The 26,878-nt window shown below is 54.8% G+C and carries 31 protein-coding genes and 1 tRNA gene; 26 read left to right on the forward strand and 6 right to left on the reverse strand.

The features are described from left to right. Positions 1-30 precede the first annotated feature (30 nt). The 17 genes from mutS (at position 31) to Q4A85_RS05070 (ending at position 12,545) form a co-directional block, all read left to right on the forward strand. Complete coding sequence (gene mutS, locus Q4A85_RS04990; protein ID WP_303108178.1) at positions 31-2,601, forward strand: DNA mismatch repair protein MutS; 2,571 nt, start codon at positions 31-33, stop codon at positions 2,599-2,601. A 98-nt stretch (positions 2,602-2,699) separates the two neighbouring features. Further along, positions 2,700-2,784, forward strand: a tRNA-Leu gene (locus tag Q4A85_RS04995). Positions 2,785-3,071: 287 nt separating this feature from the next. Beyond that, a complete protein-coding gene (locus Q4A85_RS05000) occupies positions 3,072-4,931 on the forward strand; it encodes a ribonuclease catalytic domain-containing protein (protein ID WP_303108180.1) in 1,860 nt (619 codons plus the stop codon). Further along, the gene (locus Q4A85_RS05005; protein ID WP_303108182.1) at positions 4,928-5,080 is read left to right on the forward strand and encodes a hypothetical protein; all 153 of its coding nucleotides are present in this window, start codon (positions 4,928-4,930) and stop codon (positions 5,078-5,080) included. The genes Q4A85_RS05000 and Q4A85_RS05005 overlap by 4 nt, the downstream gene beginning before the upstream one ends. A 233-nt stretch (positions 5,081-5,313) precedes the next feature. Beyond that, positions 5,314-6,459: a lipid-A-disaccharide synthase gene (gene lpxB, locus Q4A85_RS05010; protein WP_303108184.1), complete on the forward strand. Its 1,146-nt coding sequence runs from the start codon at positions 5,314-5,316 to the stop codon at positions 6,457-6,459. A gap of 232 nt (positions 6,460-6,691) precedes the next feature. Beyond that, positions 6,692-6,937 carry a hypothetical protein gene (locus Q4A85_RS05015; RefSeq protein ID WP_303108186.1) on the forward strand — a complete coding sequence of 82 codons (246 nt, stop codon included), beginning with the start codon at positions 6,692-6,694 and terminating at the stop codon, positions 6,935-6,937. Positions 6,938-7,104: 167 nt separating this feature from the next. After that, positions 7,105-7,623, forward strand: coding sequence for a GbsR/MarR family transcriptional regulator (locus tag Q4A85_RS05020; RefSeq protein ID WP_303108188.1), 519 nt, complete (start codon positions 7,105-7,107; stop codon positions 7,621-7,623). A gap of 9 nt (positions 7,624-7,632) precedes the next feature. Then, positions 7,633-7,857, forward strand: a complete 225-nt coding sequence (locus Q4A85_RS05025) for a hypothetical protein (protein ID WP_303108190.1) — start codon at positions 7,633-7,635, stop codon at positions 7,855-7,857. Positions 7,858-8,021: 164 nt separating this feature from the next. Beyond that, positions 8,022-8,399, forward strand: coding sequence for a hypothetical protein (locus Q4A85_RS05030; RefSeq protein WP_303108191.1), 378 nt, complete (start codon positions 8,022-8,024; stop codon positions 8,397-8,399). Positions 8,400-8,509: 110 nt separating this feature from the next. Then, positions 8,510-8,908, forward strand: a complete 399-nt coding sequence (locus Q4A85_RS05035) for a hypothetical protein (protein ID WP_303108192.1) — start codon at positions 8,510-8,512, stop codon at positions 8,906-8,908. Beyond that, positions 8,895-9,287: a DoxX-like family protein gene (locus Q4A85_RS05040; RefSeq protein ID WP_303108194.1), complete on the forward strand. Its 393-nt coding sequence runs from the start codon at positions 8,895-8,897 to the stop codon at positions 9,285-9,287. The genes Q4A85_RS05035 and Q4A85_RS05040 overlap by 14 nt, the downstream gene beginning before the upstream one ends. Then, a complete protein-coding gene (locus tag Q4A85_RS05045; RefSeq protein WP_303108196.1) occupies positions 9,284-9,766 on the forward strand; it encodes a DUF2269 domain-containing protein in 483 nt (160 codons plus the stop codon). The genes Q4A85_RS05040 and Q4A85_RS05045 overlap by 4 nt, the downstream gene beginning before the upstream one ends. A gap of 190 nt (positions 9,767-9,956) precedes the next feature. Beyond that, positions 9,957-10,145 (forward strand): hypothetical protein, encoded by a 189-nt coding sequence (locus Q4A85_RS05050; protein ID WP_303108197.1) that lies wholly within the window; start codon positions 9,957-9,959, stop codon positions 10,143-10,145. 28 nt (positions 10,146-10,173) lie between these two features. Beyond that, the gene (locus Q4A85_RS05055) at positions 10,174-10,602 is read left to right on the forward strand and encodes a toxin-antitoxin system YwqK family antitoxin (protein ID WP_303108198.1); all 429 of its coding nucleotides are present in this window, start codon (positions 10,174-10,176) and stop codon (positions 10,600-10,602) included. Beyond that, positions 10,581-11,138, forward strand: a complete 558-nt coding sequence (locus tag Q4A85_RS05060; RefSeq protein ID WP_303108200.1) for a DUF6636 domain-containing protein — start codon at positions 10,581-10,583, stop codon at positions 11,136-11,138. The genes Q4A85_RS05055 and Q4A85_RS05060 overlap by 22 nt, the downstream gene beginning before the upstream one ends. A gap of 149 nt (positions 11,139-11,287) precedes the next feature. After that, positions 11,288-11,518, forward strand: a complete 231-nt coding sequence (locus Q4A85_RS05065) for a hypothetical protein (protein ID WP_303108202.1) — start codon at positions 11,288-11,290, stop codon at positions 11,516-11,518. Positions 11,519-11,705: 187 nt separating this feature from the next. Beyond that, positions 11,706-12,545 carry an NAD-dependent epimerase/dehydratase family protein gene (locus tag Q4A85_RS05070; RefSeq protein WP_303108204.1) on the forward strand — a complete coding sequence of 280 codons (840 nt, stop codon included), beginning with the start codon at positions 11,706-11,708 and terminating at the stop codon, positions 12,543-12,545. A 651-nt stretch (positions 12,546-13,196) separates the two neighbouring features. On the opposite strand, the gene Q4A85_RS05075 is transcribed toward Q4A85_RS05070, so the two are convergent. Together Q4A85_RS05075 and purD are read right to left on the reverse strand one after the other, a co-directional pair. Continuing rightward, on the reverse strand, positions 13,197-13,361 hold the full coding sequence (locus tag Q4A85_RS05075) for a hypothetical protein (RefSeq protein WP_303108206.1): 165 nt from the start codon (positions 13,359-13,361) through the stop codon (positions 13,197-13,199). A 392-nt stretch (positions 13,362-13,753) separates the two neighbouring features. Then, positions 13,754-15,025: a phosphoribosylamine--glycine ligase gene (purD, locus tag Q4A85_RS05080; protein ID WP_303108270.1), complete on the reverse strand. Its 1,272-nt coding sequence runs from the start codon at positions 15,023-15,025 to the stop codon at positions 13,754-13,756. Between the two features lie 215 nt (positions 15,026-15,240). On the opposite strand from purD, the gene Q4A85_RS05085 reads away from it, so the two are divergent. After that, positions 15,241-15,411 carry a hypothetical protein gene (locus Q4A85_RS05085; protein WP_303108207.1) on the forward strand — a complete coding sequence of 57 codons (171 nt, stop codon included), beginning with the start codon at positions 15,241-15,243 and terminating at the stop codon, positions 15,409-15,411. Here the strand turns inward: Q4A85_RS05085 and Q4A85_RS05090 are convergent. Both Q4A85_RS05090 and Q4A85_RS05095 read right to left on the reverse strand, forming a co-directional pair. After that, complete coding sequence (locus Q4A85_RS05090; protein ID WP_303108209.1) at positions 15,379-16,326, reverse strand: peptidylprolyl isomerase; 948 nt, start codon at positions 16,324-16,326, stop codon at positions 15,379-15,381. The genes Q4A85_RS05085 and Q4A85_RS05090 overlap by 33 nt on opposite strands. Then, a complete protein-coding gene (locus Q4A85_RS05095; protein WP_368500183.1) occupies positions 16,323-18,644 on the reverse strand; it encodes an LPS-assembly protein LptD in 2,322 nt (773 codons plus the stop codon). Before Q4A85_RS05095 ends, Q4A85_RS05090 begins: the two co-directional genes overlap by 4 nt. Positions 18,645-18,715: 71 nt before the next feature. Between Q4A85_RS05095 and amgK the strand changes: the two genes are divergently transcribed. From amgK to Q4A85_RS05135, 8 genes are all read left to right on the forward strand, one after another. Continuing rightward, positions 18,716-19,726 carry an N-acetylmuramate/N-acetylglucosamine kinase AmgK gene (gene amgK, locus Q4A85_RS05100; protein WP_303108211.1) on the forward strand — a complete coding sequence of 337 codons (1,011 nt, stop codon included), beginning with the start codon at positions 18,716-18,718 and terminating at the stop codon, positions 19,724-19,726. Positions 19,727-19,735: 9 nt separating this feature from the next. Further along, positions 19,736-20,248, forward strand: a complete 513-nt coding sequence (locus tag Q4A85_RS05105) for a hypothetical protein (RefSeq protein ID WP_303108213.1) — start codon at positions 19,736-19,738, stop codon at positions 20,246-20,248. Next, the gene (locus Q4A85_RS05110) at positions 20,221-20,385 is read left to right on the forward strand and encodes a hypothetical protein (RefSeq protein ID WP_303108215.1); all 165 of its coding nucleotides are present in this window, start codon (positions 20,221-20,223) and stop codon (positions 20,383-20,385) included. The genes Q4A85_RS05105 and Q4A85_RS05110 overlap by 28 nt, the downstream gene beginning before the upstream one ends. A gap of 392 nt (positions 20,386-20,777) precedes the next feature. Then, positions 20,778-21,650: an acetyl-CoA carboxylase, carboxyltransferase subunit beta gene (accD, locus tag Q4A85_RS05115; RefSeq protein WP_303108216.1), complete on the forward strand. Its 873-nt coding sequence runs from the start codon at positions 20,778-20,780 to the stop codon at positions 21,648-21,650. Positions 21,651-21,899: 249 nt separating this feature from the next. Beyond that, complete coding sequence (locus Q4A85_RS05120; RefSeq protein ID WP_303108218.1) at positions 21,900-22,208, forward strand: hypothetical protein; 309 nt, start codon at positions 21,900-21,902, stop codon at positions 22,206-22,208. Between the two features lie 141 nt (positions 22,209-22,349). Further along, on the forward strand, positions 22,350-22,934 hold the full coding sequence (gene petA / locus Q4A85_RS05125; protein WP_303108220.1) for a ubiquinol-cytochrome c reductase iron-sulfur subunit: 585 nt from the start codon (positions 22,350-22,352) through the stop codon (positions 22,932-22,934). A 12-nt stretch (positions 22,935-22,946) separates the two neighbouring features. After that, positions 22,947-24,296: a cytochrome bc complex cytochrome b subunit gene (locus tag Q4A85_RS05130; protein WP_303108222.1), complete on the forward strand. Its 1,350-nt coding sequence runs from the start codon at positions 22,947-22,949 to the stop codon at positions 24,294-24,296. Between the two features lie 12 nt (positions 24,297-24,308). Next, complete coding sequence (locus Q4A85_RS05135) at positions 24,309-25,091, forward strand: cytochrome c1 (RefSeq protein ID WP_303108224.1); 783 nt, start codon at positions 24,309-24,311, stop codon at positions 25,089-25,091. A 64-nt stretch (positions 25,092-25,155) separates the two neighbouring features. Here Q4A85_RS05135 and Q4A85_RS05140 read toward each other — a convergent pair whose 3' ends face one another. Both Q4A85_RS05140 and Q4A85_RS05145 read right to left on the reverse strand, forming a co-directional pair. After that, a complete protein-coding gene (locus tag Q4A85_RS05140) occupies positions 25,156-26,112 on the reverse strand; it encodes a histidine kinase dimerization/phospho-acceptor domain-containing protein (RefSeq protein WP_303108226.1) in 957 nt (318 codons plus the stop codon). Next, on the reverse strand, positions 26,109-26,837 hold the full coding sequence (locus tag Q4A85_RS05145) for a response regulator (protein ID WP_303108228.1): 729 nt from the start codon (positions 26,835-26,837) through the stop codon (positions 26,109-26,111). Before Q4A85_RS05145 ends, Q4A85_RS05140 begins: the two co-directional genes overlap by 4 nt. Positions 26,838-26,878: the final 41 nt, after the last annotated feature.

Below are 26,878 nucleotides of genomic sequence, written 5' to 3' on the forward strand. Positions count from 1 at the left end.
TTCTGTCTTTTTCTCGCCGAGCTACCCGCCATGTCCAAACCCCTTTCCCCCATGATGCAGCAATATCTCAACATCAAAGCCGAGCACGCCGATAAGCTCGTGTTCTACCGCATGGGCGATTTTTACGAACTCTTTTTTGACGACGCGGTGGAAGCCGCCAAGCTATTGGACATCACGCTCACCACGCGCGGGCAAATCAGCGGCGAACCCATCAAAATGGCAGGCGTGCCGCATCACGCGGTGGAGCAATATCTTGCCAAGCTGGTGAAGCTGGGCAAAAGCGTGGCGATTTGCGAGCAAATTGGCGAAGCCGTGGCGGGCAAAGTGGTGGAGCGCAAAGTCGTGCGCATCATCACGCCGGGCACGCTCACCGACAGCGCGTTGCTGGAAGACAAACAGCCCAACCGCATCGCCGCGCTTGCCGTGCTGAAAAAGCAAACCGCGCTGGCATGGGCTGCGCTGGAAAGCGGCGAATTTAAAGCCAAAATCATCCATGCCGACCAGCTTGCCGATGAACTCGCCCGCCTGCAAGTAGCCGAACTGCTCGCCCCCGATAATTTCAGGCTGCCTGAACACATCGCCGCGCAAACCAGCATCACGCGGCTCAATAGCTGGCAATTCGCCCCCGACACCGCGTTCACCCTGCTTACGCAATACTTTGGCAGCCAAGATTTGCACGCCAACGGGATGCAGCCTGAAAACCACCCCGCCGCCATCGCCGCCGCAGGCGCATTGCTCAACTATCTAAAAATCACCCAAAGCCAACTGCCGCCGCACCTAGACGCGCTCACGCTGGAACACGAACATCAATACATCGCCCTAGATGCCGCCACCCGCCGCAACCTAGAAATCACCGCCACCCTATCAGGCAAAAAAGCCCCCACCCTGTTTTCCACGCTGGATAACTGCGCCACCCACATGGGCAGCCGCCTGCTCGCCCAATGGCTGCACCACCCCCTGCGCAACCGCGCCCACATCCAAGCAAGGCTAGATGCCGTTGCCGCGCTGATTGCCAGCGATGCCAACCTATCAGGCAGCCTGAAAACCATCGCCGACCTAGAACGCATCGCCGCCCGCATCGCCCTAGGCAGCGCACGCCCGCGCGATTTATCCGCCCTGCGCGACAGCCTGCTCACCCTATCCACTTTCAGGCTGCCACCCAGCCCCCTGCTGCAAACCCTAGGCGACAGCTTCCCCGCCACAGCCGCTATCGCCCAAGAGCTACAACGCGCCCTGCTGCCCGAGCCATCCATCTGGCTTAAAGACGGCAACATCATCAACCACGGCTACCACGCCGAGTTAGACGAACTGCGCCACCTGCACCACCACGGCAGCGACACCCTGCGCCAAATGGAAGAACAAGAACGCCAAAACACAGGCATAGGCAGCCTGAAACTAGAATACAACCGCGTGCACGGATTTTATATAGAACTCACCAAAGCCCAAGCCGAACACGCCCCCGCCCACTACCAACGCCGCCAAACCCTAAAAAACGCCGAACGCTTCATCACTCCCGAACTCAAAGCCTTTGAAGACAAATACCTAGCCGCCCAAGAGCGCAGTCTCACCCTAGAAAAACAGCTTTACGAAGCCCTACTGCGCCAACTGCAAGCCCAGCTCCCGCAAATCCAACGCAGCGCACGCGCCGCCGCCACGCTAGACGTACTCAACAGCTTCGCCCACACCGCCCGCACGCAAAACTACACCGCCCCCCAATTTACCGAGCAAAGCAGCATCCACATCCAAAACGGCCGCCACCCCGTAGTAGAACAACAAGTCCCCCACTTCACCCCCAACCACACCCAGCTCACCCCCAGCCGCCGCCTAACCCTGCTCACCGGTCCCAACATGGGCGGCAAATCCACCTATATGCGCCAAGTCGCGCTCATCGCCCTGCTCGCCCACACAGGCAGCTACGTCCCCGCCGAAGCTGCCACCATCGGCACCATAGACCAAATCCACACCCGCATCGGCGCGTCAGACGACCTAGCCAGCAACCGCTCCACCTTTATGGTAGAAATGTCCGAAACCGCCTACATTCTCCACCACGCCACGCCGCAATCATTGGTATTGATGGACGAAGTCGGGCGCGGCACATCCACCTTTGACGGGCTCGCCCTAGCCCAAGCCATCGCCGAACATCTCATCAGCAAAAACCAATCGCTCACCCTATTTGCCACCCACTATTTTGAACTCACCCACCTGCCCGAAAAGCACCCCAGCGCATTCAATATGCACCTATCCGCGCTAGAAGAAGGGCAGAACATCGTGTTTTTGCACCACATCCAAGACGGCGCAGCAGAAAAAAGCTACGGCATCGCCGTCGCCAAATTAGCAGGGCTGCCCACCGCCGCACTCAAATCCGCACGCCGCCACCTAGCCGCACTAGAAGAACAAGCCGCCGACCGACAGCTCAACCTATTTGCCACCGCCGATAACGATGCCAACGATGACGATAGCGATGACAACCCCGCCCACCACGCCACCATCCCCCATCCCATCGCCGAAAAATTACACGCCATCAACCCAGACGACCTAACCGCCCGCGCCGCGCTGGATTTGGTGTACGAATTAAAACAACTGGCGGATAAGGCAGCCTGAAAACAAAATCCCCATACCAAACAACCCCCTAACCATCCTCGCCCAAATACCATTTGACAGCAACGTAAAAATCCGTAAAATGGCGCACTTCAATACCTGCCCAGGTGGCGAAATTGGTAGACGCAGGGGACTCAAAATCCCCCGCCGCAAGGCGTGTCGGTTCGAGTCCGACCCTGGGCACCAAATCTCAAAACCCTGTTCCAAGCGAACAGGGTTTTTTCATGCGCCCCATTTCGCCCGCGCCTGCGGTTTTCGGAACCTGTATTCACTATTTGCATAGACAGATTTGATGACATAAAAGCGCGGATACAAGGCAAAAAGCGCAGCAAGGTTGAACACCTTGCGCGCATTTTTAACGCAGTAGCCGCGTTTTTAGGGCATTAAAGATGCCTATGCAAATAGTGAATACAGGTTCTTAGCCCGCCTTTGGGCTATAATCGCCCCCTTTTACCCACTCCAAGCCCACGCCCATGAATCTATTTTACGAAGACGGCGGCAGCCTGAAAGTTGCCAGCATCGTCCAAAAAAACGAAACCACCTACCAAGCCGACAGCCAACACGGCAAACGCGTGAAAATCAAAACCGCCAGCGCGTTCATAGAATTTGACGGCGATATGACCGATTTTCTCGCCGCCGCGCAAGCCGAAGCCGCCGAAATAGACACCGAGCTGCTGTGGGAAGCCGTGGGCGAAGACGAATTTTCCGCCGAACACGCCGCCGCCGAATATTTTGGCAACCAGCCCAGCAAAATCCAACTCGCCGCCACGTTTATCGCGCTGTATGCCGCGCCGATGTATTTTCACAAAAAAGGCAAAAACCACTTTCGCGCCGCGCCCGCCGACATTTTGCAGCAAGCCCTTGCCAGCATGGCGCGCAAAGCCGAGCAGGAAGCGCAAATCCAAGCGTGGGCGCAAAGCATGGTTTCAGGCTGCCTGCCCGCCGAAATCGCCGCCGATTTGCCGCAAATTTTGCACGCGCCCGATAAGCAAGCCTTGTCCTACAAAGCCTTTGTGAAAGCCGCCGACACGCTCAAACTTTCCGCCTACGAGCTTGCCAAACACATCGGTGCCATCCAAGCCTTGCCTGATTATTTGGTGCAACGCTTTGAATACAAAAACTTTCCGCAGGGCACAGGCTTTGCAAACGTTGCCGCGCCAAGGCAGCCTGAAAACGAATTACCCATTGCCGAAAACATCGCCGCTTTTTCCATTGACGACCGCGACACCAGCGAAGTGGACGACGCGCTCTCGTTGCAAGACTTGGGCGGCGGCGCAAAACGCATCGGCATCCACATCGCCGCGCCCGCGCTTGCCATCGCCGCCGATAGCGAAATGGAGCGCATCGTGTTCCAACGCCAATCCACCGTGTACTACCCCGCGCACAAAATCACCATGCTGCCTGAAAGCTGGATTAGCACGTTCAGCCTAGACGCAGGCGCAGCGCGACCCGCATTCAGCGTGTATTTCAACGTATCCGCCGATGGCGAGCTTTCCGCGCCCGAAACCAAAATAGAGCGCGTGTTTATTGAAACCAACCTGCGCATTCAAGACATTGAGCCGCATTTCAACAGCGAAACAGGCACGGTCAGCGCAGCCGAGCCGCAGTTCCCCCATCATGCCGATTTGATTTATCTGCTCAATCTGGCATACGCGTTGCAAAAACGCCGCGACCGCTACGAAGACCCCGCCACGCCGAAAAAATACGATTACAGCATTGAATTTGACGCACACGGCAAAGTGCAAATCGTCCGCCGCGAGCGCGGTTCGCCGATAGACACGCTGGTGAGCGAAATGATGATTTTAGCCAACACCACATGGGCGCAAATGCTCCACGATAACGACATCAGCGGCATTTTTCGCGTGCAGCCCAGCGGGCGCGTGCGCATGAGCACCCAATCCGAGCCGCACATCGGCATGAACGTGCAACATTATGGCTGGTTCACATCGCCGCTGCGCCGCGCCTGCGATTATGTGAACCAAAAGCAACTGCAAACGCTGCTGCAACACACGCCGCCGCGCTTTGGCAAAAACGACAGCGCGTTGTTCGCCGAGCTTGCCGCGTTTGAAAGCACCTACGCCGCCTACCGCGAGTTTCAAGACAGCATGGAAGGCTATTGGTCGCTGGTGTGGCTGGAACAAGAAGGCGTGCGCGAAATCAACGCCACCGTGTTAAAAGAAGATTTGGTACGCATTGAAGGCTTGCCGCTGGTTGCCCGCGCCACAGGCATCCCGCTGGAAATCGCGCCCAAAACGCTGGTGAAGCTGGCGATTAGCGAAGTGGACAGCGAGAAGCAGTTTATCGCGTTGAAGTATGTGAACGTGGCGGTGTGAGTGCTGGGATTGTAATAGGCAGCCTGAAAGTGGGATTTCCCGTTTCAGGCTGCCTTTGGTGTGTATGGATTGACTGGTTGGCTATATGCGCCACGCAAGCCGCTATCTGTTTTCAGGCTGCCTTTTGCGCCCATTCAAAGGCAGTCTGAAAATGTGAAATCAATCTCGTAGGGTGTGAGCCATAGTAGGCACGCACGCGGTTGGATGGCGATTGAAACCTACTGCGTGCGTGGCAAAGCCACACATTCTACCCGTTATATATTTTCAGGCTGCCTTGTTGTTCGCATCAAAGGCAGCCTGAAACCCACCCCGCCCACATTTTCAGGCTGCCTTGGCACAATATCCTTTACAATACCCCCATTCTTGTTTACAAAAAATCATCATGTCCCAACCCCTGATTATTGCCCTATCTGCGGGCGAAGCATCGGGCGATTTGCTCGGCGCGCATCTGATTGAAGCCATCAAAAAACAACGCCCTGATGCCCAATTTATCGGCATCGGCGGCGCGCGCATGATAGCCGCTGGTTGCCAAAGCCTGTTTGACCAAGAACGCCTTGCCGTGCGCGGTTATGCCGAAGTCATCAAGCGGCTGCCTGAAATCTTGAAAATCCGCCGCGAGCTGGTGGCGCAGTTGAAAAAAGTCCGCCCCAATGTGTTTGTGGGCATTGATGCGCCCGATTTTAATTTGGGCGTGGCGGCGCAGCTTAAAGCGGCGGGCATTCCCACCGTGCATTATGTTTCGCCATCGGTGTGGGCGTGGAAGCGCGAGCGCGTGAACAAGATTGTGCAGCAGGCGAACCAAGTGTTGTGCCTGTTCCCAATGGAAGCTCCGTTATACGAAGCGGCGGGCGGCAAGGCGTTGTTTGTGGGACATCCGCTGGCGCAAACGCTGCCGATGCAGGCAGATAAAGCCGTCGCCCGCGCGCGCCTGAAACTGGATGCCGACACGCCCGTGTTTGCGATACTGGCGGGCAGCCAAGTAAACGAAATCAACCAAATGGCTCCGATTTACTTTCGCGCTGCGCAGCTGGTTTTGCGCGAATTGCCCAACGCGCAGTTTGTCTCGCCTTATCCTACCGCCGCCGCCCGCGCGCGTTTGCAGCATTTTTTAGCGCAGCCTGAATTTGAAAAACTGCCCATCCGCCTACAATCGGCACGCACCGAATTGGCGTGCACGGCGGCAGATGTGGTGCTGGTTACCAGCGGCACGGCAACGCTGGAAGTGGCGTTGTGCAAACGCCCGATGGTGATTAGCTACAAGCTCACCGCGCTCACTTATTGGCTGGTGAAACGCAAAATCCAAGTGGCGCGCGTGGGGCTGCCCAATATCTTGTTAAACAAAGATGCCGTGCCCGAGCTGCTGCAAGCCGATGCCACGCCCGAGAAACTCGCCGCCGCGCTGCTGGATTGGTATCGGCAGCCTGAAAAAATCGCCGCGCTGGAAGCCGATTTTGCCCACTTGCACGAAATGCTGAAATTGAATACGGATGAATTGGCGGCGGACGCTGTGTTGGCGGAATGTCGTTAGGCAGCCTGAAAACCATTAAACCAAGCCGCAAACCGCAGTAAAATAATAGGTGGTGTCCTAAAAAGTATGCTGACTTGATTATGGTTGATAGCAAGCAGTATTGGGTAAAAACTCCGCAATCTGTTCCCTCTCCCGTTGGCGGGGGAAGGAACAGCAGTGCAGCATACTTTTTAGGACACTACCAAATAATAATCAGCCCACTTTCAGGCTGCCTTAAACGAAAGGAAACACCATGCAAACCCAATCGTTGATTGCCCTTGTTGCTGCATTGAGCCTGCTCGCCAGCGCACCGCTTGCCCAAGCCAAAAACAATCTGAAAAAGCCGCTGATTGAACGCATAGACGGCGCACTCGCCAAAGCCAAACGCACGCGCGAAAGCCGTGCGCTCATCAGCGAGCAGCAGCGCAAGGAAAAAGTGGCGGCAAAACAAAAAGCGCAGCAGAAACAAGCATCTGCACCCGTTGCGCCGCAGCGGTGAGCATCTATGACCAAGCAGCCTGAATGTGTTTTCAGGCTGCTTTTTTATGTGGCAGATGGGTTGAGCTTTTCAGGCTGCCTTTTAATCTTTAATTTCTGTATTGACAGAAATTTAAAAAATAATTAACCTACGCAAAATCCTGTAAACATCCAAACAAAAAACCAACCATGCAACTCAACCCCGTAACCGAAAAATTCATTTTGCATTGGGGCGAAATGGGCACCAAATGGGGCGTAAACCGCACCGTGGCGCAGATTCACGCGCTGCTTTATATTTTGGGCAAGCCGCTGAACGCCGATGAAATTTGCGACACGCTGAACGTGGCGCGGTCTAATGTTTCCAATAGCATCAAGGAGTTGCAGTCGTTGCAGCTGGTGCAAGTGGTGCATCAAATGGGCGATAGGCGCGATTATTTTGCCACGTCTGACGATGTGTGGACGCTGTTTCGCACCATTGTGGAGCAGCGGCAGCGCAGGGAAATTGAGCCGACGCTGGCGTTTTTGCATCAGCTGATGCAGTCGCCCGAGTTTGCGCAGGAAAACGAAGCGGTGAAGCAGCGCATCACGCAAACGCATGATTTTATTGGCACGCTCACGGCGTGGACAAACGAAATGCTGCGCCTGTCCACCGCCACGCTGGCGCGGGTGTTGAAGCTGGGCGCGAGCATTCAGAAATTTTTGCGTTAGAAGCGGAATATGGACGGATTGGGCTTTATGGTTGTGCTGTTGGCGATTGCGCTGGCTATTTTGGGCTACAACTATTTGCAACCCAAGCAGCCTGAATATCCCAATGGGCGGGTGATTTTTGTGTTTGCGCTGGCGGGCGTGGCGGCGGAGCACGCGCTCGTGGAAAAACGTGGGTTGGGCGGCGATGGTGGGCGGCGTGAGTATGCTGCTGATGGCGATGTGGACACCGCGTGAAGTGGCGATTTTGGCTATATTGGCGGCGAGCGCGTCGGCGGGGATTTTGGCGGCGGTGGTGTTGCCCAAGGCGGAATAACGCTGTTTCAGGCTGCCTGAACCATCGCCGCCAAGGCAGCCTGAAAAATATCTTTATCTATTATCTATGTATGAAAGGTCAAACCATGAACAGCAAAACACTGCTTTCTACCATCTTATTCGCCGCGCTGCTGGCTAGCCCTATGGCGCAGGCAAAATTGCATCAGAACAAGGGCAACACCGTGCCCGCCCAAGCCCAATCTGCTCGCCAAAAAGCGGACGGCAGCAGCATGGCGCGGGCGGTAAAAATCCATGAAAACGACACCATGCGCGGCATCGCGGCGGAAAATGCGTGGCTGGTGGAACACTTGCCGCAGTATCGCAAAACGGGGCAGGCGTTGCTGCAAGACAAGGCGGGGATTTACGACAAAATCACGCTGCAATCGCCCAGCGGCGACACGCGCGAAGTGTATTTTGAGATTAGCGAGTTTTTTGGGCGCATAGATGGGGAGCTGTTGCAATAAGCGTTTTCAGGCTGCCTAATCTCCTAACTCCAAAGGCAGCCTGAAACCCACCCCGCCAAAAATTTTTAACCACCCATTTCTGTCTCAACAGAAATTTAGGAACAAAACAAATGAACCCAAACTACCCCACCGCCCGCGTGATAACGCTTTACGCTTTGATTATGCCGCTGATGTTTGGCATCGGCATGGGGCTACCACTGGGCGCGTTTATGCTACCCGTGGTGTTGGCAAGCCTACTGTATGGCTTTTTGCCTGCGCTGGTGTGCGGGGTTTGGCTGGCGGTTTGGCGCACACGCAGCACAGCGTGGGGGCGACTGCACGCGGTGGGACTGTGCGCAGCGGTGGCGGTGGGGGAGACGATGTGGCTGGATAACTCGGTGGCGCAGTCGGATTGGCTGGTGTGGACGGCGTTGGCGGGCGTGTTGGCGGCGGCGCTGGCAGCATGGTGTTTTTTGCCCGCGCCATTGGTGTCGCCCGCAGAAAAGGAGTTGCGCGATGAAACGGCTTGACGCGATGCACCGGCTTGATTATTTGGTGTACAGCATGGCGTTTTTGTGGCTATGGAGCGGCATTCAGCCCACGCTGTTTGCCTTGCCGCAATCGCTGGATTTGCTGGCGCAAGTTGGCTTTCAGGCTGCCTATCGTCTGCCCGTGTTCGCACTCTCATGCACGTTGGACATCGCATTCGGTCTCGGCTGCTGCACGCGCTTGCGTTATCGCGCGTGGTTTTGGGCGACGCAAGCGGCGGTGGTGCTGGCGTATAGCGCGATTATCGCTTTCAGGCTGCCGCAAATGTGGGCGCATCCGTTTGCGCCGTTGGTGAAAAATGTGCCGATTGTGGCGATGTTGATTTATTTGTGTGATGCGAACAGGAGTGAACAAAAATGAACGCCTATTTAATCGTGAAAACCCTGCATATTTTGTCGGCAACGCTGATGGTCGGCACAGGCTTTGGCACCGCGTTTTACCTATTTTGGGCAAACCGCTCAGGCTCGGTGGCGGCGCAAGCGGTGGTGGCAAAATGGGTGATGAAAGCGGATTGGTGGTTCACCACGCCCGCCGTGATTTTCCAGCCGCTATCGGGCTTGTGGCTGCTGTACCAAATGGGTATGCCGCTCACATGGAACGGCGCGTGGCTGTGGGTGAAATGGACACTGGCGTTGTACGCGCTGGCGGGCGCGTGCTGGCTCCCCGTGGTGTGGCTGCAAATCAAAATGGCGCAGCAAGCGCAAGCCGCATGGGCAGCAGGCGAAACGCAACTGCCCGATGGCTATCGGCGGTATCAATTCTATTGGGAACTGCTCGGCTACCCCGCCTTTTGCGCCACCGTAGTCATCTATTTTTTAATGGTAATCAAACCGATTTAACAAGGCTAACCCCGCTTGGATTGCAATTTAGGCAGCCTGAAATGAAGTTTAGCAAAGCGCAGCGTTTGGTTTCACCAGCGTACGGCTTGCAAGCAAGCCAAAGGGCGCGGGGAACGTTATCCGTAGCCCAACCCACCCCGCCCGCATTTTCAGGCTGCCTTAATCAACCCAATCCACAAGGAGACCTAACATGAAAAAATCAATCCTACTCACCGCGCTCGCCCTAGCCAGCACCGCCGCGCTCGCCTGCCACCAGCCGCCCAAACGCTACTATCCGCAGCCCGAGCAATCCACCGCCGCGCCGTCCGCCGCCCAACAATGGACGCGCCCCAGCGCAGCCACCCCAGCGCCAGAAGCCAGCGCACCCGCTAGCAAATAGCGCGTAACCCAGTAGAGCAGGGGCAACCTTGCTCTACATCTCCATTTATTCCACCGAGAACTCCATGAAACCCCTAGTCCTAATCGCCACGCTCGCCCTAATCGCCAGCTCCGCCCTTGCCGACCCCCGCCCCATCTCCTGCGTGGACACCACCATAGACAACCCACCGATAGACAAAGCGTCCACCGCCCAATGCGGCCCCCGCCCAGACGGCGGGCAAACCTGCCGCAGCTACTGGCTCAATTCAGGCAACCTAGCCAGCGAAAGCCAACGCGATGCCCAAGGGCGCGAACAAGGCATCAGCAAAACCTACTACTCCAACGGCAGCCTGAAAACCACCACCGCCTACCAAAACGGCAAAAAACACGGCATCGCCCAAAGCTACGCCGCCGATGGCACGCTGCAAGCCACCACCCACTATTGCCAAGATACCGAATGCGCCCCAGCGCAAAAATAAACGTTTCAGGCTGCCTTGAATCATCAAAGGCAGCCTGCGTAGCGAAGCGGAGTTGCGAAGCTAAAGTTCATTCCCCCAATCAATCAAAAAAGTATTCCCATGAAACCCGTCCCCAAAATCACCGCACTCCTACTCATCATCCACTCGCCCCCGCGCACGCCCTAGTTATCCACCCCGACATCTGGTTCAGCAGCGACAACGGCAATATCCAATGCGGCGGCTATTCGCAATACAGCAGCGGCATCGTCTGCGAAATCTACCAACGCCAAGACAACATTCAGCCACCCATAGCCCGCCCCGAAGCCTGCGGCAACGGCGACGATTGGGGCTACCGCTTTGCCTTAGACGACCGTGGCGAAGCCCGCGCCTTTTGCGTCAACGACAAACTCACCACGCTCAGCTCAACCCTGCTGGCAAACGGCGCAACCCAGCGCAGAAAAAACTGGCAATGCACCAGCCTGTCTCACGGCATCACCTGCCAAAACACCGATAAACACGGCTTCACACTCACCCGCACCCAACAACGCCTTTTCTAGGGCTACATTTTAGAACCTGTATTCACTATTTCCATAGGCAGATTTTATGAAATAAAAGCGCGGATACAAGGCAAAAAGCGCAGTAAGGTTGGACACCTTGCGCGCATTTTTAACGCAGTATCCGCGTTTTTAGGGCATTAAAGATGCTTATGGAAATAGTGAATACAGGTTCTAAGCCCTACCGCAACCTGCGCGGCTTCGCCCATGTGCTGTGGTGGGTGGGCGCAGTATGCGGGCTGCTGCAAGATATTTTTATGTATCACAACGGCACAAGAGAGCCGTTTGCGCTGCAAGCAACCACAGCGGTGGCGATGCTGACCTGCATCGGCAGCGCATTGATTGTGGGCGCGTTTGCACTGCCAAGGCAGCCTGAAATCTAAAATGGAGCGGCGGCTCGCCGCCAACACTTAATAATTACACATCGCATTACTGATTTACCAAGATGTCGGCAAGCCGCCGATGCGCCATTGGGTACAGATTGGACAAAGGTTTCAGGCTGCCTTTGGAGTTCGCAAAAAGCCGCCCTAACCCAACCGCCCAATCAATCAACAAAACAAGGAGCAACACATGAACATTCTAATTCTCGGCGGCAGCGGCTTTATCGGCAGCCGCGTAGCCAAAATCCTGCGCGAACGGCAGCACAGCGTAACCACGCCATCGCACGCCGAGCTGGACTTGATGCGGCTGGATTTGGACGCAGCGCAACGCCTGTTGCACGGGCAAGATTGCGTGGTGAACTGCATCGGCGTGATGAGCCGCCATGCCGCCGTGTTGGAGCAGGTGCATCATCACGCGCCGCAACAGCTCGCGCATCTGGCGCGGGCGGTGGGCGTGCAAACGTGGGTGCAGCTTTCAGCATTGGGCGCGGACGCGGCGCACGATGTGGCGTTTGTCGGCAGCAAAGGGCACGGCGATGCGGCGGTGTGCGCGAGCAGCTTGCGGGTGAACATTGCCCGCCCGAGTGTGGTGTTTGGGCGCGGCGGCGCGAGTTGCGAGCTGTTTATTAAGCTGGCACGATTGCCTGTGTTGGTGCTGCCTGCGGGCGGGCGTTTTGATGTGCAGCCTGTGCACGCCAATGATGTGGCGCAAGGTTTGGCCGCTATGGCGGAACAACCGTTGCCGCATGGCGCGGTGGTAAACATGGCAGGCAGCCTGAAAACCACGCTGGCGGAATATTTGGCAATTTTGCGACAAACGCTGCACCACCGCGCCGCACCTGCGGTTTGGGCGTTGCCCATGGGGCTGCTGCGCCCCGCACTGCCGCTGACGAATATTTTGAGCAACGGTTTTCTGTCACAAGGCAGCCTGAAATTGCTGGCGCAAGGCTCGGTGGCGGATACGGGGGATTTTGCGCGGCTGCTGGGGCGTGAGCCGCTGGGGGCTGGGGAGTTTTATCGGTATGCGTGAAAGAGCAGGGCTGCGTGGCAAAAATACTAGGGTGTGTTGATTAGTAACACGCCCTAGGTTACACACAATTATTTGCTGATAGGCATAAGGGACAAATTTACTGCTAAATCGGCGTAAGTAACAAAAAAGGTGCTGGAATTCTTTGTTAAGCCTTATCCTATAAGGCTTTAAAGAGGTTCAAAGGCTTTGAACACAAAAAATGCTTTTTCTGCGGCTTAAAACGGGTCAAAAAGAACGGCTGGCAAAACGGCAAACAACGCTACAAATGCCGAGAGTGCGGCAGGCGATCTGACAGCGGCAAACGGCTCAATCCCCAATCCCTATGGCAGACCTACACCACAGGCAAACAAACCGCCGCCCAACTTGCCGCCACCTACGGCTGCAGCCGCCAAACCATCCTGCGCCATCTCAAAAAAACCCAGACGCAGGCGCAGTTTGCCGCTCCCGCCCGCGCCAACGTCATCATGGACACCACCTACTTTGGCCGCCGTTTCGGTATCAAGCGGCTATGTTCTTGGATTTAGCAGTAAATTTGTCCCTTATGCCGAAAAATAAGAAATTCCGTCATTCCCGCGTAGGTGAGAATCTTGTTTGATATTCATAAATTTTCGTAAAAACAATTCATTGCACAAACTATACCAAGATTCCCGCCTACGCGGTCATGGCGGAGAATTTACTATTTCTTGTAGCGGTTTTAGGTTTGGCAAAGGTTTCAGACTGCCTACCCTCATCCATTTTCACGCACCCCCATACATCCGCATAGGCAGCCTGAAAACGAGCAAAGCGATTTTTAGTGAAGCTAAAACCACATTTCAAAATACGTTTTCAGGCTGCCTTTAATGTGCAGATGAATTTGGCTTTTCAAGCTGAAACCTTTGCCAAACCTGTAACCGATGGAACATCGGCAGCTCGCCGACATCTTAGTAAACCAGTAATGCTATGTTTAGTAAGAACCTGTATTCACTATTTCCATAGGCAGATTTTATGAAATAAAAGCGCGGATACAAGGCAAAAAGCGCAGCAAGGTTGGACACCTTGCGAGCATTTTTAACGCAGTAGCCACGTTTTTAGGGCATAAAAGATGTCTATGGAAATAGTGAATACAGGTTCTAAGTGTTGGCGACGAGCCGCCGCCGCTCCATTTTAGCTTTTCAGGCTGCCTTTGCATTCCCGCGCCAAAGGCAGCCTGAAACCCCATCACCGCCCCATCACCGCCCCATCGCCTTATCCGCAATATCCGTCCGATACTGCATCCCATCAAATTCTATCTCCGCCAACGCGCGATACGCCTGCTGTTTGGCGGTGGCAACATCGTCGCCCAAGCCCACCACGCACAGCACGCGCCCGCCGTTGGTGATGATTTCGCCGCGCTCGTTTACCGCCGTGCCTGCATGGAACACTTTGCCGATTGCGTTCGCCGCGTCTATGCCGTGGATGATGTCGCCTTTTTTCGGCGTGTCGGGATAATTTTGCGCCGCCAGCACCACGCCCACGGCGGTTTGCGGCTTCCATTGCGCGCTTGCGCTGTCCAGTTTGCGCTGCAACGCAGCTTCAATCAAATCCACCAAATCGCTGTCCAAGCGGCTCATAATCGGTTGCGTTTCGGGGTCGCCGAAGCGGCAGTTAAACTCTATCGTGCGTGGTGCGCCTGCCGCATCTATCATCAAGCCTGCGTATAAAAATCCTGTAAATTCAATGCCATCTGCTTTCATGCCGCGGATGGTGGGCAGGATGATTTCGTCCATCACGCGCTGATACACGGCTTCGCTCACCACGGGTGCGGGGCTGTATGCGCCCATGCCGCCTGTGTTCAAGCCTTGGTCGCCGTCCAGCAGGCGTTTGTGGTCTTGGCTGGCTGCCATCGGCAGCACATTATCGCCATCGGACATCACGATAAAGCTGGCTTCTTCGCCCTGCAAAAAGTCTTCAATCACCACGCGCGCGCCCGCGTCGCCCATTTTGTTGCCCAGCAGCATATCGTCAATGGCGGCGTGGGCTTCGTTTAGCGTCATGGCAACGATGACACCTTTGCCCGCTGCCAGCCCATCGGCTTTGATGACGATGGGCGCGCCTTTTTGGTTCACATAATCGTGCGCGGCTTGGGCGTTGGCAAAGGTTTGGTATTGCGCGGTGGGGATGCCGTGCCGCCGCATAAAGGCTTTGGCGAAATCTTTGGAGCTTTCTAGCTGGGCGGCGGCGCGGGTGGGGCCGAAAATAGGCAGCCCTGCGGCGCGGAAATCGTCCACCATGCCTGCGGCAAGCGGGGCTTCGGGCCCGACTACGGTGAAAGCGATGTTTTCGCGTTGGCAAAAGGCAATCAAATCGGCATGGGCGGTGAGCGCGAGATTGTGCACTTTCGGCTCGGCGGCTGTGCCTGCATTGCCTGTGGCAACGTAAACGGCGGAGACTTTGGGCGATTGGGCTAGCTTCCACGCCAGCGCGTGTTCGCGCCCGCCGTTGCCGATGATGAGCAGTTTCATGTTTTGTCCTTTGGGATGGGATGGTGGGAAAGGGGGCAGCCTGAAAATAGGATTAGGCTGCGGATGGTTTTCAGGCTGCCTTTTGGATGGCGCAATCATCATTTTAGGCAGCCTGAAATCTAAAATGGAGCGGCGACGGCTCGTCGCCAAATAGTTAGAACCTGTATTCAACATGGTTGGGTTGATTAGCAACATCGGCGAGCCGCCGACGCTCCATGCGGGGCAATTGGATTTACCAACGTTTTCAGGCTGCCTTACGCTGCTTCGCCCTGCCCTGCCCTACTCTACTCTGCCCGCAAACCACATATTTTAGGCAGCCTAAAAATCCACTTTCAGGCTGCCTTTGCATGGGCTTAATACTCGCGCACCACGGCGTTTTGTTGTAGCTGTTGCACAAATTGCGCTTGGTTGGCTTGGCGGGCTCGCTGCACCAATTGGCGGCGCACGGCTTCGCGTTGCATTTTGGCGGGGTCGTTTTCGGTGCGGCTGGATACCAGTTGGATAATCTGCCAGCTTGTGCCCACGCGCTGCGGCGCGGTGATTTGGTTGGGCTGCATTTGGTGAATCAGTTTTTCTACGTTTTCAGGCAGCATATCGTCGCTTACTTCGTGCAAACCGCCGTTCACCGCTTCGGCTTCTTGCGAATAGCGTTTGGCGATGGCGGCAAAATCGCTGCCTTGCTGGATGGCTTGGGCGATTTGCTGCATCCGATTTTCTACCGCGCTCATGTTGGCTTGGCTACCCGCTTGCAAGATGATGCGGCGGATGGTGTACACGGTGTAAGGTGCGCCTTGGGGCAGGGCTGCGCCGCTTTTTAGTGCTTCGTTGATTTGCGCATCGTTGATGTTCACATTGTTGTTCAAATCGCTGAGCAGATAATCCGCCAGCACGTCTTTGGCGACTTCTAGGCGGTAGGCTTCGCGCGTGTAGCCGTTGGTTTGGGCTTTTTTGTATAGGTTTTCTACCGTGGTGTGCTCCAAAGCAGCGCGGCGTTTGAGCTCTTCGTCTATGCCGCTGTCGGTGGCTTTAAGCTGCTGTTGGCGGGCGGCATCGGCAATCAAGGCGCGTTCCAATAGGCGTTGCTTGGCAGCCTGAACAAACTGCTCTTCGGGGATGTTTTGCCCTGCGTTGCGCGATTTAAGCTCGCGGATGGTGCGTTCAATGTCGCCATAAGTAACCACGCTGGAATTGACTTCCATCGCAATGCGGTTCAGCGGCTTGATGGTGTCGGCATGGGCAGCCTGAAAAGCGATGCCGAGTGTGGTTGCTAGGATTAGGGGGACGATTTTGCGGTTCATCATTTGTTTACCTCGTTGGTTTTGGTGTAGCCAGGGATGCCTAGGCGCAGTTGCTCTTGGGCGTTGGTGCCTGCGTTGCTTATGTCTTTGAGTTGCAGCGTGAAAAAGAAAGCGGTTTTGTATTTGTATTTATCTTGCGCGGGCTGCCATTCGGTTACATAGCGTTGGGCAACGAAGCTCGCGCTCCAACAGCCGCAGGGGTTTTTGTATTCCAGCCCTGCGGTTTGTTCCAAAATGGCGCGGGGCGATGTGCTGTAATTGAGCCGCCCCACGGCGTATAGGTTGTTGTTGATGGGCCATTGCGCGGCAAGGTCTATGTGGCGCAGTTTGTCGTAAAAGCCTGAATAGATTTCTTCGTTGCGCCCGTATTTAAAGCGTGCGCTCAACACTTTGCCTGCTTCGGGGTTGTAGCGAATGCCTAGGTCATAGCGTTGGGTGGCTTTGTTGTCGGCACTCCAATGCCAGTTGCTGTCGGCAAACCAGCTGGGGGCAACTTGCCCGCTGGCAAAGGCAACGATGTCGCCGTTTTTGCGCTCGTTTTGATTCAGGCTGCCTGAAAGGGCCACTTCATCGCGGGTGAAATGGTATTTTTCGCCGATGCCTGCGCGGAAGTATTCGTAGCCTGTGTTGGGGTTAAGAAAACGGGTTTGCAAGCCTGCGGCTAGGCTGTTGTTGGCATTGATGCGGTCGTTGCCCGAATAGATGTTTTCGCGGAACAGTTGGTCGTAGCTAAAATCGTTGAGCGATGAGTCAAAATTGGGCAAATCATTTTGCGATTTGGATGGGGTGTAGTTGTAGAACAAGCGCGGTTCAACGGTTTGCACAAAGCTGTTGCCAAACAAATTGGCTTGGCGTTCCAGCGTGATGCCGCTGTCCACGTTCACAATCGGCAAGATGCGCGATGTGTTGCGCGATTTCAGGCTGCCAAATTTTTCCAGCCAATAGCGCGTAGCGTGCACGCCCACTTTGGGGCGCACATAGCCCCATGCGTTGTGGAAATCCCAGTTGATGCTGGGATACGCCACCGCGCGGCTGCCGCTTTGCATATCTTTGTGATAAAAGCGTGTGAACTGCGTTTTCACATCCAGCTCAGCGTGTTGGTTGAGATTTTTTGCCCAGCTTGCGGATAGACGCGGCAAGATGGAATACACGGGGTTTTTGTTGCCGTTGGAATCATTGAGAATTTGGTATTTCTGTGCCATCAATTCCACGTTTAACGGCGCACCAAATAAGTCTTGATGGTAGTTGAGCCACGCTTTTCGGTTTAGATTGGTGCTTTCGGCTAACTCGTTGCGCCCTGCAAAATCGCGGTAGTAATCATCATCGGACACTTGGTTAAAATCCACGCCGCCCGATAGCTTGGATGTGAACACGTGGTTGTGTTTCAGGCTAAACGCGGTGCGATTGTTTAAGCCGCGTTTGTGGTCGCGCGGCATATATTTAACGTTTACGCTGCCTGTGTATTTGGGCTGCAAATAGCGAAACTCGCCGCCGATGCGTGCGCCACGCGAGCCGATGTACCCAGGGGTGAGCGTGGCATCATAATTGGGCGCAAGGTTGAAGTAATACGGCAAATCAATGGATACGCCATCCGAACCTGCCGACATGGTGGGCACAAGCAAGCCGCTTTTGCGGTTGCCGTTAATCGGAAAATCCACCCACGGCGTGTACAAAATTGGCACGCCTGCAAACACCAGCTTGGCTTTTTTTGCCACGCCGATGCCTGTTTCGCGGTTAGTGGTCAGCTCTTGGGCTTGGATGTACCACGATGTATCGCCTGTTTCGCAGGTGTTGAATTTGACTTCTTGCGCGGCGTGGTGGTTGTCGTCATACATTTTCAGGCTGCGTGCCACGCCTTGCAGCCGTTTGTTGTTTTGCTCGGCAACAAATTCGGTGTTGTTGGCGTTGCCCGAATGCTTGGCAAGGTCGTAGTCCAGCTTATCGCCTTGCACGGTTTGCCCATCGGCGCGGGTGAGCGTGAATTGGTCGCCCGCGTAAACGTGTTCGTTGGGCTGGTCGTAGTCCACCCAACCGGCATTCAGCGTTTCATCGTTGCGCTCAATAATCACATCGCCTTGCGCGCGGTGGCGCACATTGGTTTGCCCTGCGGCTTTATCTGCTTCAATGCGGGTTACATCTTGCGGCAGCTTGGGCAGCCCTGTTTTACGGGCGGGCGCAACGCCTTTGGCTTGCGTATTGGGCGCACGGCACACCCAGCCTAGCTTTTCAGGCTGCCATGTATCCGACACCGCCCACGCGCTGCCCGAAAAGGCAATGCCCAGCATGGCGACTAATGGTTTGCTTACAAATGAACGAGACAAAATCACACCTTGCAACGGTTTTAAAGTTAAAATGATGGGCTATTTTAACCGAAAACCCAATAATTCACAGTATGCAACGAGAAACCCTGCTCAAAGACTGGCTTGCCAGCGTGTATCCCCATCAGCCCTTTCAATTGAGCTTTGCTGCCGCCGATGCGGATTTTCGCCGTTATTTTCGCGCCACCTTTGCCGATGGCAGCACGGTGATTTGCATGGACGCGCCGCCCGAAAAAATGCGCGAGAGCGTGGCGAATTATCTGAAAGTGTGCGAGCTATTTAGCAGCCTGAATGTACCGACTGTGTTGGCGAAAAATTTGGAGCTGGGTTTTATCGTGTTAAACGATTTGGGCGATGTGCAATATTTGAAAGCGATGCAGCAAGAAAACACGCCCGCAGCGCACAAAGCCTTGCTGCTGGAAGCGATTGACGAGCTGATTATTCTGCAAAAATCCAGCCAGCCCAATCAGTTGCCCGAATACAGCCGCGAGATTTTGCTGCGCGAGATGAATTTGTTTCCCGAATGGTTTGTGGCAAAAGAATTAAACAGCAGCCTGAATTTTGCGCAACGCCATTTATGGCAACAAACGATAGACACGCTGCTGCCCGCGATTGAAGCGCAGCCCAAGGTGTATGTGCATCGGGATTTTATCGTGCGCAATTTGATGCTCACGCCCAACCGCCCTGCGGTTTTGGATTTTCAGGATGCTTTATACGGCGCAATCACTTACGACTTGGTGTCGCTGCTGCGCGATGCGTTTATTGAATGGGATGAAGAGTTTACGCTGGATTTAACCATTCGCTATTGGGAAAAGGCGCGCGCGGCGAGCTTGCCTGTGCCCGCGCAGTTTGATGTCTTTTATAAATGGTATGAATGGATGGGCGTGCAGCGGCATTTGAAGGTGGCGGGCATTTTTGCGCGGCTGTATCACCGCGATGGCAAGGATAAATATCGCCCCGAAATCCCACGCTTTTTGAACTATTTGCGCCGCACATCGCGCCGTTATGAAGAGCTTGCCCCGCTGTATGCGCTGCTGTTGCAACTGGTGGGCGATGACGAATTGCAAACGGGCTACACGTTTTAGGAGCAACGCATGACTGTTATTCAAACGCATATTCCTGTGCTGCTGGTGTCGCTGTCGGCGGGCATTATTGAAATTCACAATATGTCTAACAACCGCGCCAGCTTCAAAATGCCCACCACGCTGCGCATCGGCTTGGTGGACGATGTGATGAAGCCTTGCCCGTTTTCGCATCCGCGCGTTGCCATTGATGATGAGCAAGTCGCCGCCGATATTTTCCAAAACGCGCTTGCCAAAAGCGGCATGGCAAAGCACGACAAGCCGTGCATCATTGTGTTGCACCCGCAAAGCCATTTTGCCAGCGACATGACGCAAAGCGAATTGCAAATGCTCACACGCATGGTGCACGAATCGGGCTTTCCGATTCATGGCGAAGTGTATTTCCTGCTCAAACCAACGATTGACGAGAGCGATTGGCAATATTTTGAAGCGATGGCGCGCGAGCCTGTGGCACAAACCATGCAGCCTGAAAGACACGCGGGCGTGCTGCGCCGCACATGGAATTGGCTGGCGCAGAATTTGTGATGGGTGATGCGACTTGCGCCGCGCTTGCCAGCACGCTTTGCAACACGCCAAAACAGCGTTTCAGGCTGCCATCATTGTTTACCCGCCTAATTAGGCAGCCTGAAACCTTATCGCGCAGTCCAAATGTTCCAACCTGAAACCCTTGCAAACCCCAGCGGCAGCCTGCGTAGCGAAGCGGAGTTGCGAAGCTAAAAATTAAGAAATGCCGTCATTCCCGCGCAGGCGGGAATCTTGCCAAACATTCATAAAATGTGTGCAAAAATAATCCATTGCGTGAGTTCAACCAAGATTCCCACCTATGCGGAAATGACGGATGTTACTGTTTCTTGTTGTGTTCTATGTTTTGCAACGGTTTCAACCTATTTTCAGGCTGCCCTTTGCCAAGCGCAAAAATACCCGCTATATTGCGCCCCGCAAATTAGTACAAGCAATCTAAAATCCCCAACATTGAATTAGGCAGCCTGAAACAGGTACACGCTTATCCCAAGCCCCCAAGGCAGCCTGAAACCCCCAACACAAGGACAACATTATGAGCTGGCTAGACAAAATTCTCCCGCCCAAAATCAAAAAAAATGACGACAAAAAAGCAGGCGTGCCCGAAGGCTTATGGCGCAAATGCTCATCCTGCGGCGCAACCCAATACGCCACCGAGCTGAGCCAAAACCACCAAGTTTGCCCCAAATGCGGACACCACGAAGCCCTAACCGCCCGCGAACGCCTAGACCTGCTGCTAGACGAAGCCAACCGCGAAGAAATCGGCGCAAACATCCGCCCCACCGACATTCTCAAATTCAAAGACAGCAAAAAATATCCCGACCGCCTAACCGCCGCCAAAAAAACCACAGGCGAAGACGATGCCATCGTGGTGATGCGCGGGCAAATACACGGCTTGCCCGTGGTGATTGCCGCGTTTGAATTTCGCTTTATCGGCGGCTCAATGGGGTCGGTGGTCGGCGAGCGGTTTGTGCAAGGCGTGCGCCGCGCCGTTGCCGATAACTGCACCTTTATTTGCGTTGCCGCATCGGGCGGCGCGCGGATGCAAGAAGGCTTAAACTCGCTGATGCAAATGACCAAAACCAGCGCATCGCTGCACCTGCTCAACGAAAAAGGGCTGCCCTTTATCTCCGTGCTCACCGATCCCACCATGGGCGGCGTATCCGCCAGCTTCGCCTTTTTGGGCGACGTTGTGGTTGCCGAACCCAAAGCCCTGATTGGCTTTGCCGGCCCGCGCGTGATTGAACAAACCGTGCGCGAAAAACTGCCCGAAGGCTTCCAACGCGCCGAATTTTTGCTAGAAAAAGGCGCGATTGACCAAATCATCGACCGCCGCGAAATGAAAAAACGCCTTGCCGATTTGATTACCCTGCTGCGCCGCGAGCCGCAAGTCAGCGAAGCGGTTTAGGCAGCCTGACAAAGCGAAATGGCGTTGGCGAAGTTAAAAACCGTTTGGTGTTGTGCCAAGCGTTTTTTTTGTTGGATGGGCGTGTGTCTTAAATAAAGCATACTGCGCTGCTGTTAGAGTGGGGGTGGCTGCCTAATCCATCAACCACCCCCATCCTAGCCTTCCCCCGCCAGCGGGAGAAGGAACAGATTGCAGGATTTTTAACCCATACTGCTTGCTATCAACCCTAATCATTTTTAGGACATCACCTTGAATGGATTTTCAGGCTGCCTAAACGCGGGCGCGATATTAGGCAGCCTGAAAACGCTCCCGCGCTGCTACGGCTTGCTTGCAAGCCGTGTTCTTGCGCTGATTTGGGATGAGATGGATGGTGTTTGCAGCAAGCTAGATTGGGCAACGGTTTTCAGGCTGCCTTTGAAAACAAGCCAAGGCAGCCTGAAACGCCATCTCCCGCCGCTAAACCGCCCTGCTCTACTCCTTTTGAACTACATTCCATTCCATTTCATCATCGCCAACCCCAAAAAGCAGCCTGAAACCCGCATCAACACAAAATCTTAACCTATCTTAAAAAACCGCTTCAATCTCCGCCATAAAATCGGTTAAAATCCCCACGTTTAAAAGCACTTTTTTAACACTCCAAGCGCAAAAAGCAACATCGCATTACACGTTGCCCAATGCGCCTAAATCTTGGAAATAAAAATGGATAATAAAGAAATAAATCAAGGACGCCGCCGCTTTCTATCGCTTGCCACTGCTGGGGCAGGCGCAGTTGCCGCCGCAGGGGTGGCAACACCACTTGTGGCAAGCTGGTTTCCGTCTGAAAAGGCAAAAGCCGCAGGCGCTGCTGTTGAACTTGACATCAGCAAAATTGAATCTGGGCAAATGATTACCGCCGAATGGCGCGGCAAACCGATTTTCGTGTTAAACCGCACCGAGCAGCAGGTAAAAGATTTGCCATCGTTGGATGGCCAATTAGCCGACCCCAAATCCAATGCGGAACAGCAGCCTGAAAACTGCAAAAACGCCACGCGCTCCATCAAGCCCAATCTTTGGATTGCCGTGGGCATTTGCACGCATTTAGGCTGCTCGCCCACATTCCGCCCCGATGTGGGCGCAGCCGATTTGGGCGGCGGAAGCTGGAAAGGCGGCTTTTTCTGCCCTTGCCACGGTTCCAAATTTGACCTTGCAGGGCGCGTGTATGCAGGCGTGCCCGCACCCACCAATTTGGTTATCCCGCCATATAAATACATGAGCGACACCGTCGTTTTGATTGGCGAAAGTTAAAAGGGGCACATCATGTCAAACCAACAAACAAGCAAAACCAAAGCCTTACTCAACTGGGTGGACGCGCGTTTTCCATTAACCAAACTTTGGAACGACCACGTTGGGCAATACTACGCACCCAAAAACTTCAACTTTTGGTACTACTTCGGCTCACTCGCCCTGCTCGTTTTGGTGATTCAAATCGTCAGCGGCATCTTCCTAACCATGAACTTCAAGCCAGACGGCACCACCAACGCCTACAATCTCCCCGTAGCTTTCACGGCGGTGGAATACATCATGCGCGATGTGTCAGGCGGCTGGATTATCCGCTATATGCACTCCACAGGCGCATCATTCTTTTTCATCGTGGTGTATTTGCATATGTTCCGTGGCTTGATTTACGGCTCATACAAAAAACCGCGCGAGCTGGTGTGGATATTTGGCTCGCTGATTTTCCTTGCCTTGATGGCAGAAGCCTTTATGGGCTACTTGCTGCCTTGGGGGCAAATGTCGTTTTGGGGCGCGCAAGTGATTATTAACTTGTTCAGCGCAATTCCTGTGATTGGTCCTGATTTGTCCACATGGATTCGCGGCGACTTTAACGTATCCGATGCCACGCTCAACCGCTTCTTTGCGCTGCACGTGATTGCCGTGCCTTTGGTGTTGCTTGGCTTGGTGGTGGCGCACTTAATCGCGCTGCACGAAGTCGGCTCCAACAACCCCGATGGCGTGGAAATCAAAAAACTAAAAGACGAAAACGGCATCCCGCTGGATGGCATCCCATTCCATCCTTACTACACCGTTAAAGACATCCTAGGCGTTGCCGTGTTTTTAATCGTGTTCTGCTCCGTGTTGTTCTTTGCGCCCGAAGGCGGTGGCTATTTCTTGGAAGCACCAAACTTTGACCCTGCCAACCCCTTGGTAACGCCTGCACACATTGCGCCTGTGTGGTATTTCACGCCATTTTATGCGATTTTGCGCGCCATTCCATCGTTTGCAGGCACGCAAGTTTGGGGCGTAATCGGCATGGGCGGCGCGGTGGTTTTGATTGCGCTGCTGCCTTGGCTTGACCGTGGCGAAGTGAAATCAGTGCGCTATCGCGGGCCGATTTTCAAAACCGCGCTGGTGCTGTTTATCATCGCATTCATCGGCTTGGGCATTTTGGGCGCACAAGTGGCAACCGAAAGCCGCACGCTGTTGGCGCGTATTTTCTCTATCATTTACTTTGCATTCTTCATTGGTATGCCGTTCTACACCAAGCTGGACAAAAACAAACCTGTGCCAGAACGTGTAACCATGAGCACAACGAAGCAAAAAATCATGTTCTTCGTTTACGCGGGCATCACTTTGCTGTGCGCGTATCTGTTTGCAACCAACGTTTAAAGGGTAGAGAAAATGAAATCAACATTCAAAAAAACATTTGCTGCCCTTTTGTTGGCAGCCCCCATGATGGCTGGCGCATCGGGCGGCGGGCATTACCCGCACGTTGAGCTTGACCCACGCGACCAAGTGAGCTTGCAGCGCGGCGCGCAAATTTTTGTGAACAACTGCCTGTCTTGCCACTCCGCTGCCGCCATGCGCTTTAACCGCTTGAAAGACATCGGCTTAACCGAAGAGCAAATCAAAAACAATCTGATGTTTACTACCGATAAAGTGGGCGATGTGATGCAGGCGCACATGAAACCTAATGATGCGAAAAAATGGTTTGGCACCGTGCCGCCTGATTTAACGCTGATTGCGCGTTCGCGCGGCAATGACTACATCTACGCCTATTTGCGCGGCTTCTACAAAGACCCAACGCGCCCAACAGGCTGGAACAACACGGTGTTGCCCAACGCCGCGATGCCGCACGTTTTGGCTGCCGAGCAAGGCATTCAGGCGGTGAAACTGGATGCCGAAGGCAAGCCCGTGATGAAAAAAGACGCGCATGGCAATCTGGTGCCTGATTTGCATTGGGAAAGCGCAGGCAAGCTGACGCGCATGACCAAAGATGGCAAGTTCATCAGCACGGACTACGATAACTACGCCCGTGATTTAACCAACTTTATGGCGTATATGGCGGAACCTGCCCAAGTGCAGCGCAAGCAGATTGGCTATATTGTGTTGATATTCTTGCTGGCGGTGTTGTTGCCGTTGTCGTATTTCTTGAAGAAAGAGTATTGGAAAGACGTGCATTAATGCTGTGATAATAGGCAGCCTGAAAAGGGGTAAAACCGTTTTCAGGCTGCCTTATTGTGTGGGCTTATGCGTTTTCGTTGGCGAAGATGAGACTGGCGCATACGCCGTTGGCTTGGTTTTGTAGTGTGAATTGGCCGCCGTGCAGGCGCATGATTTCGGCGACGAAGTTGAGCCCGAGCCCGCTGCTGCGTCTGCCGTTGGCGCGGGGTAGGGAGTAGAAGCGTTGTGGGATTTTGGTTAGGGCGTAGTCGGGGATGGGGTCGCCTTGGTTGGTGATGTGTAGGGCGGCGGGGGTTAGGTTGAGTTGGATGGTGGTGTGTGGGGTGGCGAAGTCTAGTGCGTTGGCGAGTAGGTTGTGGATGGCTTGGCGCAGGAGTATGGGGTCGCCTTGTAGGATGGGTTGGGCGGGGGTATTGAGTTGTAGGGTGAGTTGTTTGGCTTGGGCGGTGGGTTGGTGGTCTTGGATGGCTTGTTGGCACAGGGTGGCTAGGGGGATGGCTTGGCGGATGGTTAGGTGGTCGCTGTTTTCTAGGCGGGCGAGTTCTAATAGCTTGGCGATGAGTTGGTGTTGGTTTTGGGTGTTGCGGATGATACGGGCGATGAGTTGGTGTTGCTCGGGGGTGAGTGGGCCATCTTGCAGCAGTTCTAGGGCGGCGGCTTGGGCGGTGAGTGGGGTTTTGAGTTCGTGGGTGAGCCCGAGTATGTAGTTTTCTATGTGTTGGCGGTGGTTGAGTTCGCTGCGTAGGTGGGCGATGGCGTGAACTAGGCGGTGGAGATAGCTGTCGCCAAATTGGGGTTGGGGGGCGGGGCGGTTGGCTGCCATGGCTTCGGCGTAGTGGCGGATGCGGTTGATGCTGCGGGCGAGCCAGTAGGCTAGGCTGACGAGTAAAACTAGGGTGGCGGCGATGTGGTATTGGATGCGGGGGCTTTGGTTGAGCCATGCTTGGGCGGTGAGCAGGGTGCTGATGCCGAGTAGGATGAAGAATAGGCGTAGACTGATGTTTTTGAAGTATTTTATCATTGGAAGCTGTATCCGATGCCGTGGTGGGTGTGTATGCAGGCGGGGTCTATGTGCGCGGCGCGGAGTTTTTGGCGCAGGGCGCGGATGTGGGTGTTGATGGTGTGGGGGTCGGATGGGTGGTTGCTGCCGAACATGGCGGTGAGCAGTTCTTCGCGGGTGTACACGCGCTGGGGGCGGGCGATTAGTGTGCGCAGTAGGCGGTATTCGCCCAGCGTGAGCGGTAGGGCTTGCCCTTGGTGGCGGATGCAGTGGGCTTGGGGGTCGTCTTGCCATTGGGGGGCGGGTTGATTTGGGTTGGGCTGAAATTCGTTGCGATCGTTTTGGCTGTGCTGAAATTCGTTCCATCCGTTTTCAGGCTGCCTTTGGCTGCGGCGCAGCAGGGCTTTGATGCGGGCGTTGAGTTCGCGGGGGCTGAATGGTTTGCCGATGTAGTCGTCTGCGCCGAGTTCTAGCCCTAGGATGCGGTCGGTTTCTTCGTCTTGCGCGGTGAGCATAATCACGGGCAGGCGGGGATGCTGGGTGCGGAGTGTTTTTAGGTAATCAAAGCCGTTGATGTCGGGCAGTCCTACATCTAACAGCAGCAGGTCGCAGGCTTGGCGGGCAAGGTGTTGGCTGGCGGCTTGGGCGGTGGGGGCAATGTGGCTGGTGTGGTGGTCGCGGGCGAGACTGATGGCGATGATTTCGGCAATTTCGGCTTCGTCTTCTAGGATGAGGATGTGGGGCATGGTGGTTTTGGGGCGGTGGAAAGGGTTTCAGGCTGCCTATA

The organism is Kingella sp. (in: b-proteobacteria) (assembly GCF_030527935.1).
Classification (GTDB): Bacteria; Pseudomonadota; Gammaproteobacteria; order Burkholderiales; family Neisseriaceae; genus Kingella_B.

What these genes read in the sequence shown, in the direction of transcription:
- mutS (WP_303108178.1), top strand. Translation starts at nt 31, where the DNA reads ATGTCCAAACCCCTTTCCCCCATGATGCAGCAATATCTCAACATCAAA.
- Q4A85_RS05000 (WP_303108180.1), top strand. Translation starts at nt 3,072, where the DNA reads ATGAATCTATTTTACGAAGACGGCGGCAGCCTGAAAGTTGCCAGCATC.
- lpxB (WP_303108184.1), top strand. Translation starts at nt 5,314, where the DNA reads ATGTCCCAACCCCTGATTATTGCCCTATCTGCGGGCGAAGCATCGGGC.
- Q4A85_RS05015 (WP_303108186.1), top strand. Translation starts at nt 6,692, where the DNA reads ATGCAAACCCAATCGTTGATTGCCCTTGTTGCTGCATTGAGCCTGCTC.
- Q4A85_RS05020 (WP_303108188.1), top strand. Translation starts at nt 7,105, where the DNA reads ATGCAACTCAACCCCGTAACCGAAAAATTCATTTTGCATTGGGGCGAA.
- Q4A85_RS05025 (WP_303108190.1), top strand. Translation starts at nt 7,633, where the DNA reads ATGGACGGATTGGGCTTTATGGTTGTGCTGTTGGCGATTGCGCTGGCT.
- Q4A85_RS05030 (WP_303108191.1), top strand. Translation starts at nt 8,022, where the DNA reads ATGAACAGCAAAACACTGCTTTCTACCATCTTATTCGCCGCGCTGCTG.
- Q4A85_RS05035 (WP_303108192.1), top strand. Translation starts at nt 8,510, where the DNA reads ATGAACCCAAACTACCCCACCGCCCGCGTGATAACGCTTTACGCTTTG.
- Q4A85_RS05040 (WP_303108194.1), top strand. Translation starts at nt 8,895, where the DNA reads ATGAAACGGCTTGACGCGATGCACCGGCTTGATTATTTGGTGTACAGC.
- Q4A85_RS05045 (WP_303108196.1), top strand. Translation starts at nt 9,284, where the DNA reads ATGAACGCCTATTTAATCGTGAAAACCCTGCATATTTTGTCGGCAACG.
- Q4A85_RS05050 (WP_303108197.1), top strand. Translation starts at nt 9,957, where the DNA reads ATGAAAAAATCAATCCTACTCACCGCGCTCGCCCTAGCCAGCACCGCC.
- Q4A85_RS05060 (WP_303108200.1), top strand. Translation starts at nt 10,581, where the DNA reads ATGCGCCCCAGCGCAAAAATAAACGTTTCAGGCTGCCTTGAATCATCA.
- Q4A85_RS05065 (WP_303108202.1), top strand. Translation starts at nt 11,288, where the DNA reads ATGGAAATAGTGAATACAGGTTCTAAGCCCTACCGCAACCTGCGCGGC.
- Q4A85_RS05070 (WP_303108204.1), top strand. Translation starts at nt 11,706, where the DNA reads ATGAACATTCTAATTCTCGGCGGCAGCGGCTTTATCGGCAGCCGCGTA.
- purD (WP_303108270.1), bottom strand. Translation starts at nt 15,025, where the DNA reads ATGAAACTGCTCATCATCGGCAACGGCGGGCGCGAACACGCGCTGGCG.
- Q4A85_RS05085 (WP_303108207.1), top strand. Translation starts at nt 15,241, where the DNA reads ATGCGGGGCAATTGGATTTACCAACGTTTTCAGGCTGCCTTACGCTGC.
- Q4A85_RS05090 (WP_303108209.1), bottom strand. Translation starts at nt 16,326, where the DNA reads ATGATGAACCGCAAAATCGTCCCCCTAATCCTAGCAACCACACTCGGC.
- amgK (WP_303108211.1), top strand. Translation starts at nt 18,716, where the DNA reads ATGCAACGAGAAACCCTGCTCAAAGACTGGCTTGCCAGCGTGTATCCC.
- Q4A85_RS05105 (WP_303108213.1), top strand. Translation starts at nt 19,736, where the DNA reads ATGACTGTTATTCAAACGCATATTCCTGTGCTGCTGGTGTCGCTGTCG.
- Q4A85_RS05110 (WP_303108215.1), top strand. Translation starts at nt 20,221, where the DNA reads ATGGAATTGGCTGGCGCAGAATTTGTGATGGGTGATGCGACTTGCGCC.
- accD (WP_303108216.1), top strand. Translation starts at nt 20,778, where the DNA reads ATGAGCTGGCTAGACAAAATTCTCCCGCCCAAAATCAAAAAAAATGAC.
- petA (WP_303108220.1), top strand. Translation starts at nt 22,350, where the DNA reads ATGGATAATAAAGAAATAAATCAAGGACGCCGCCGCTTTCTATCGCTT.
- Q4A85_RS05130 (WP_303108222.1), top strand. Translation starts at nt 22,947, where the DNA reads ATGTCAAACCAACAAACAAGCAAAACCAAAGCCTTACTCAACTGGGTG.
- Q4A85_RS05135 (WP_303108224.1), top strand. Translation starts at nt 24,309, where the DNA reads ATGAAATCAACATTCAAAAAAACATTTGCTGCCCTTTTGTTGGCAGCC.
- Q4A85_RS05140 (WP_303108226.1), bottom strand. Translation starts at nt 26,112, where the DNA reads ATGATAAAATACTTCAAAAACATCAGTCTACGCCTATTCTTCATCCTA.
- Q4A85_RS05145 (WP_303108228.1), bottom strand. Translation starts at nt 26,837, where the DNA reads ATGCCCCACATCCTCATCCTAGAAGACGAAGCCGAAATTGCCGAAATC.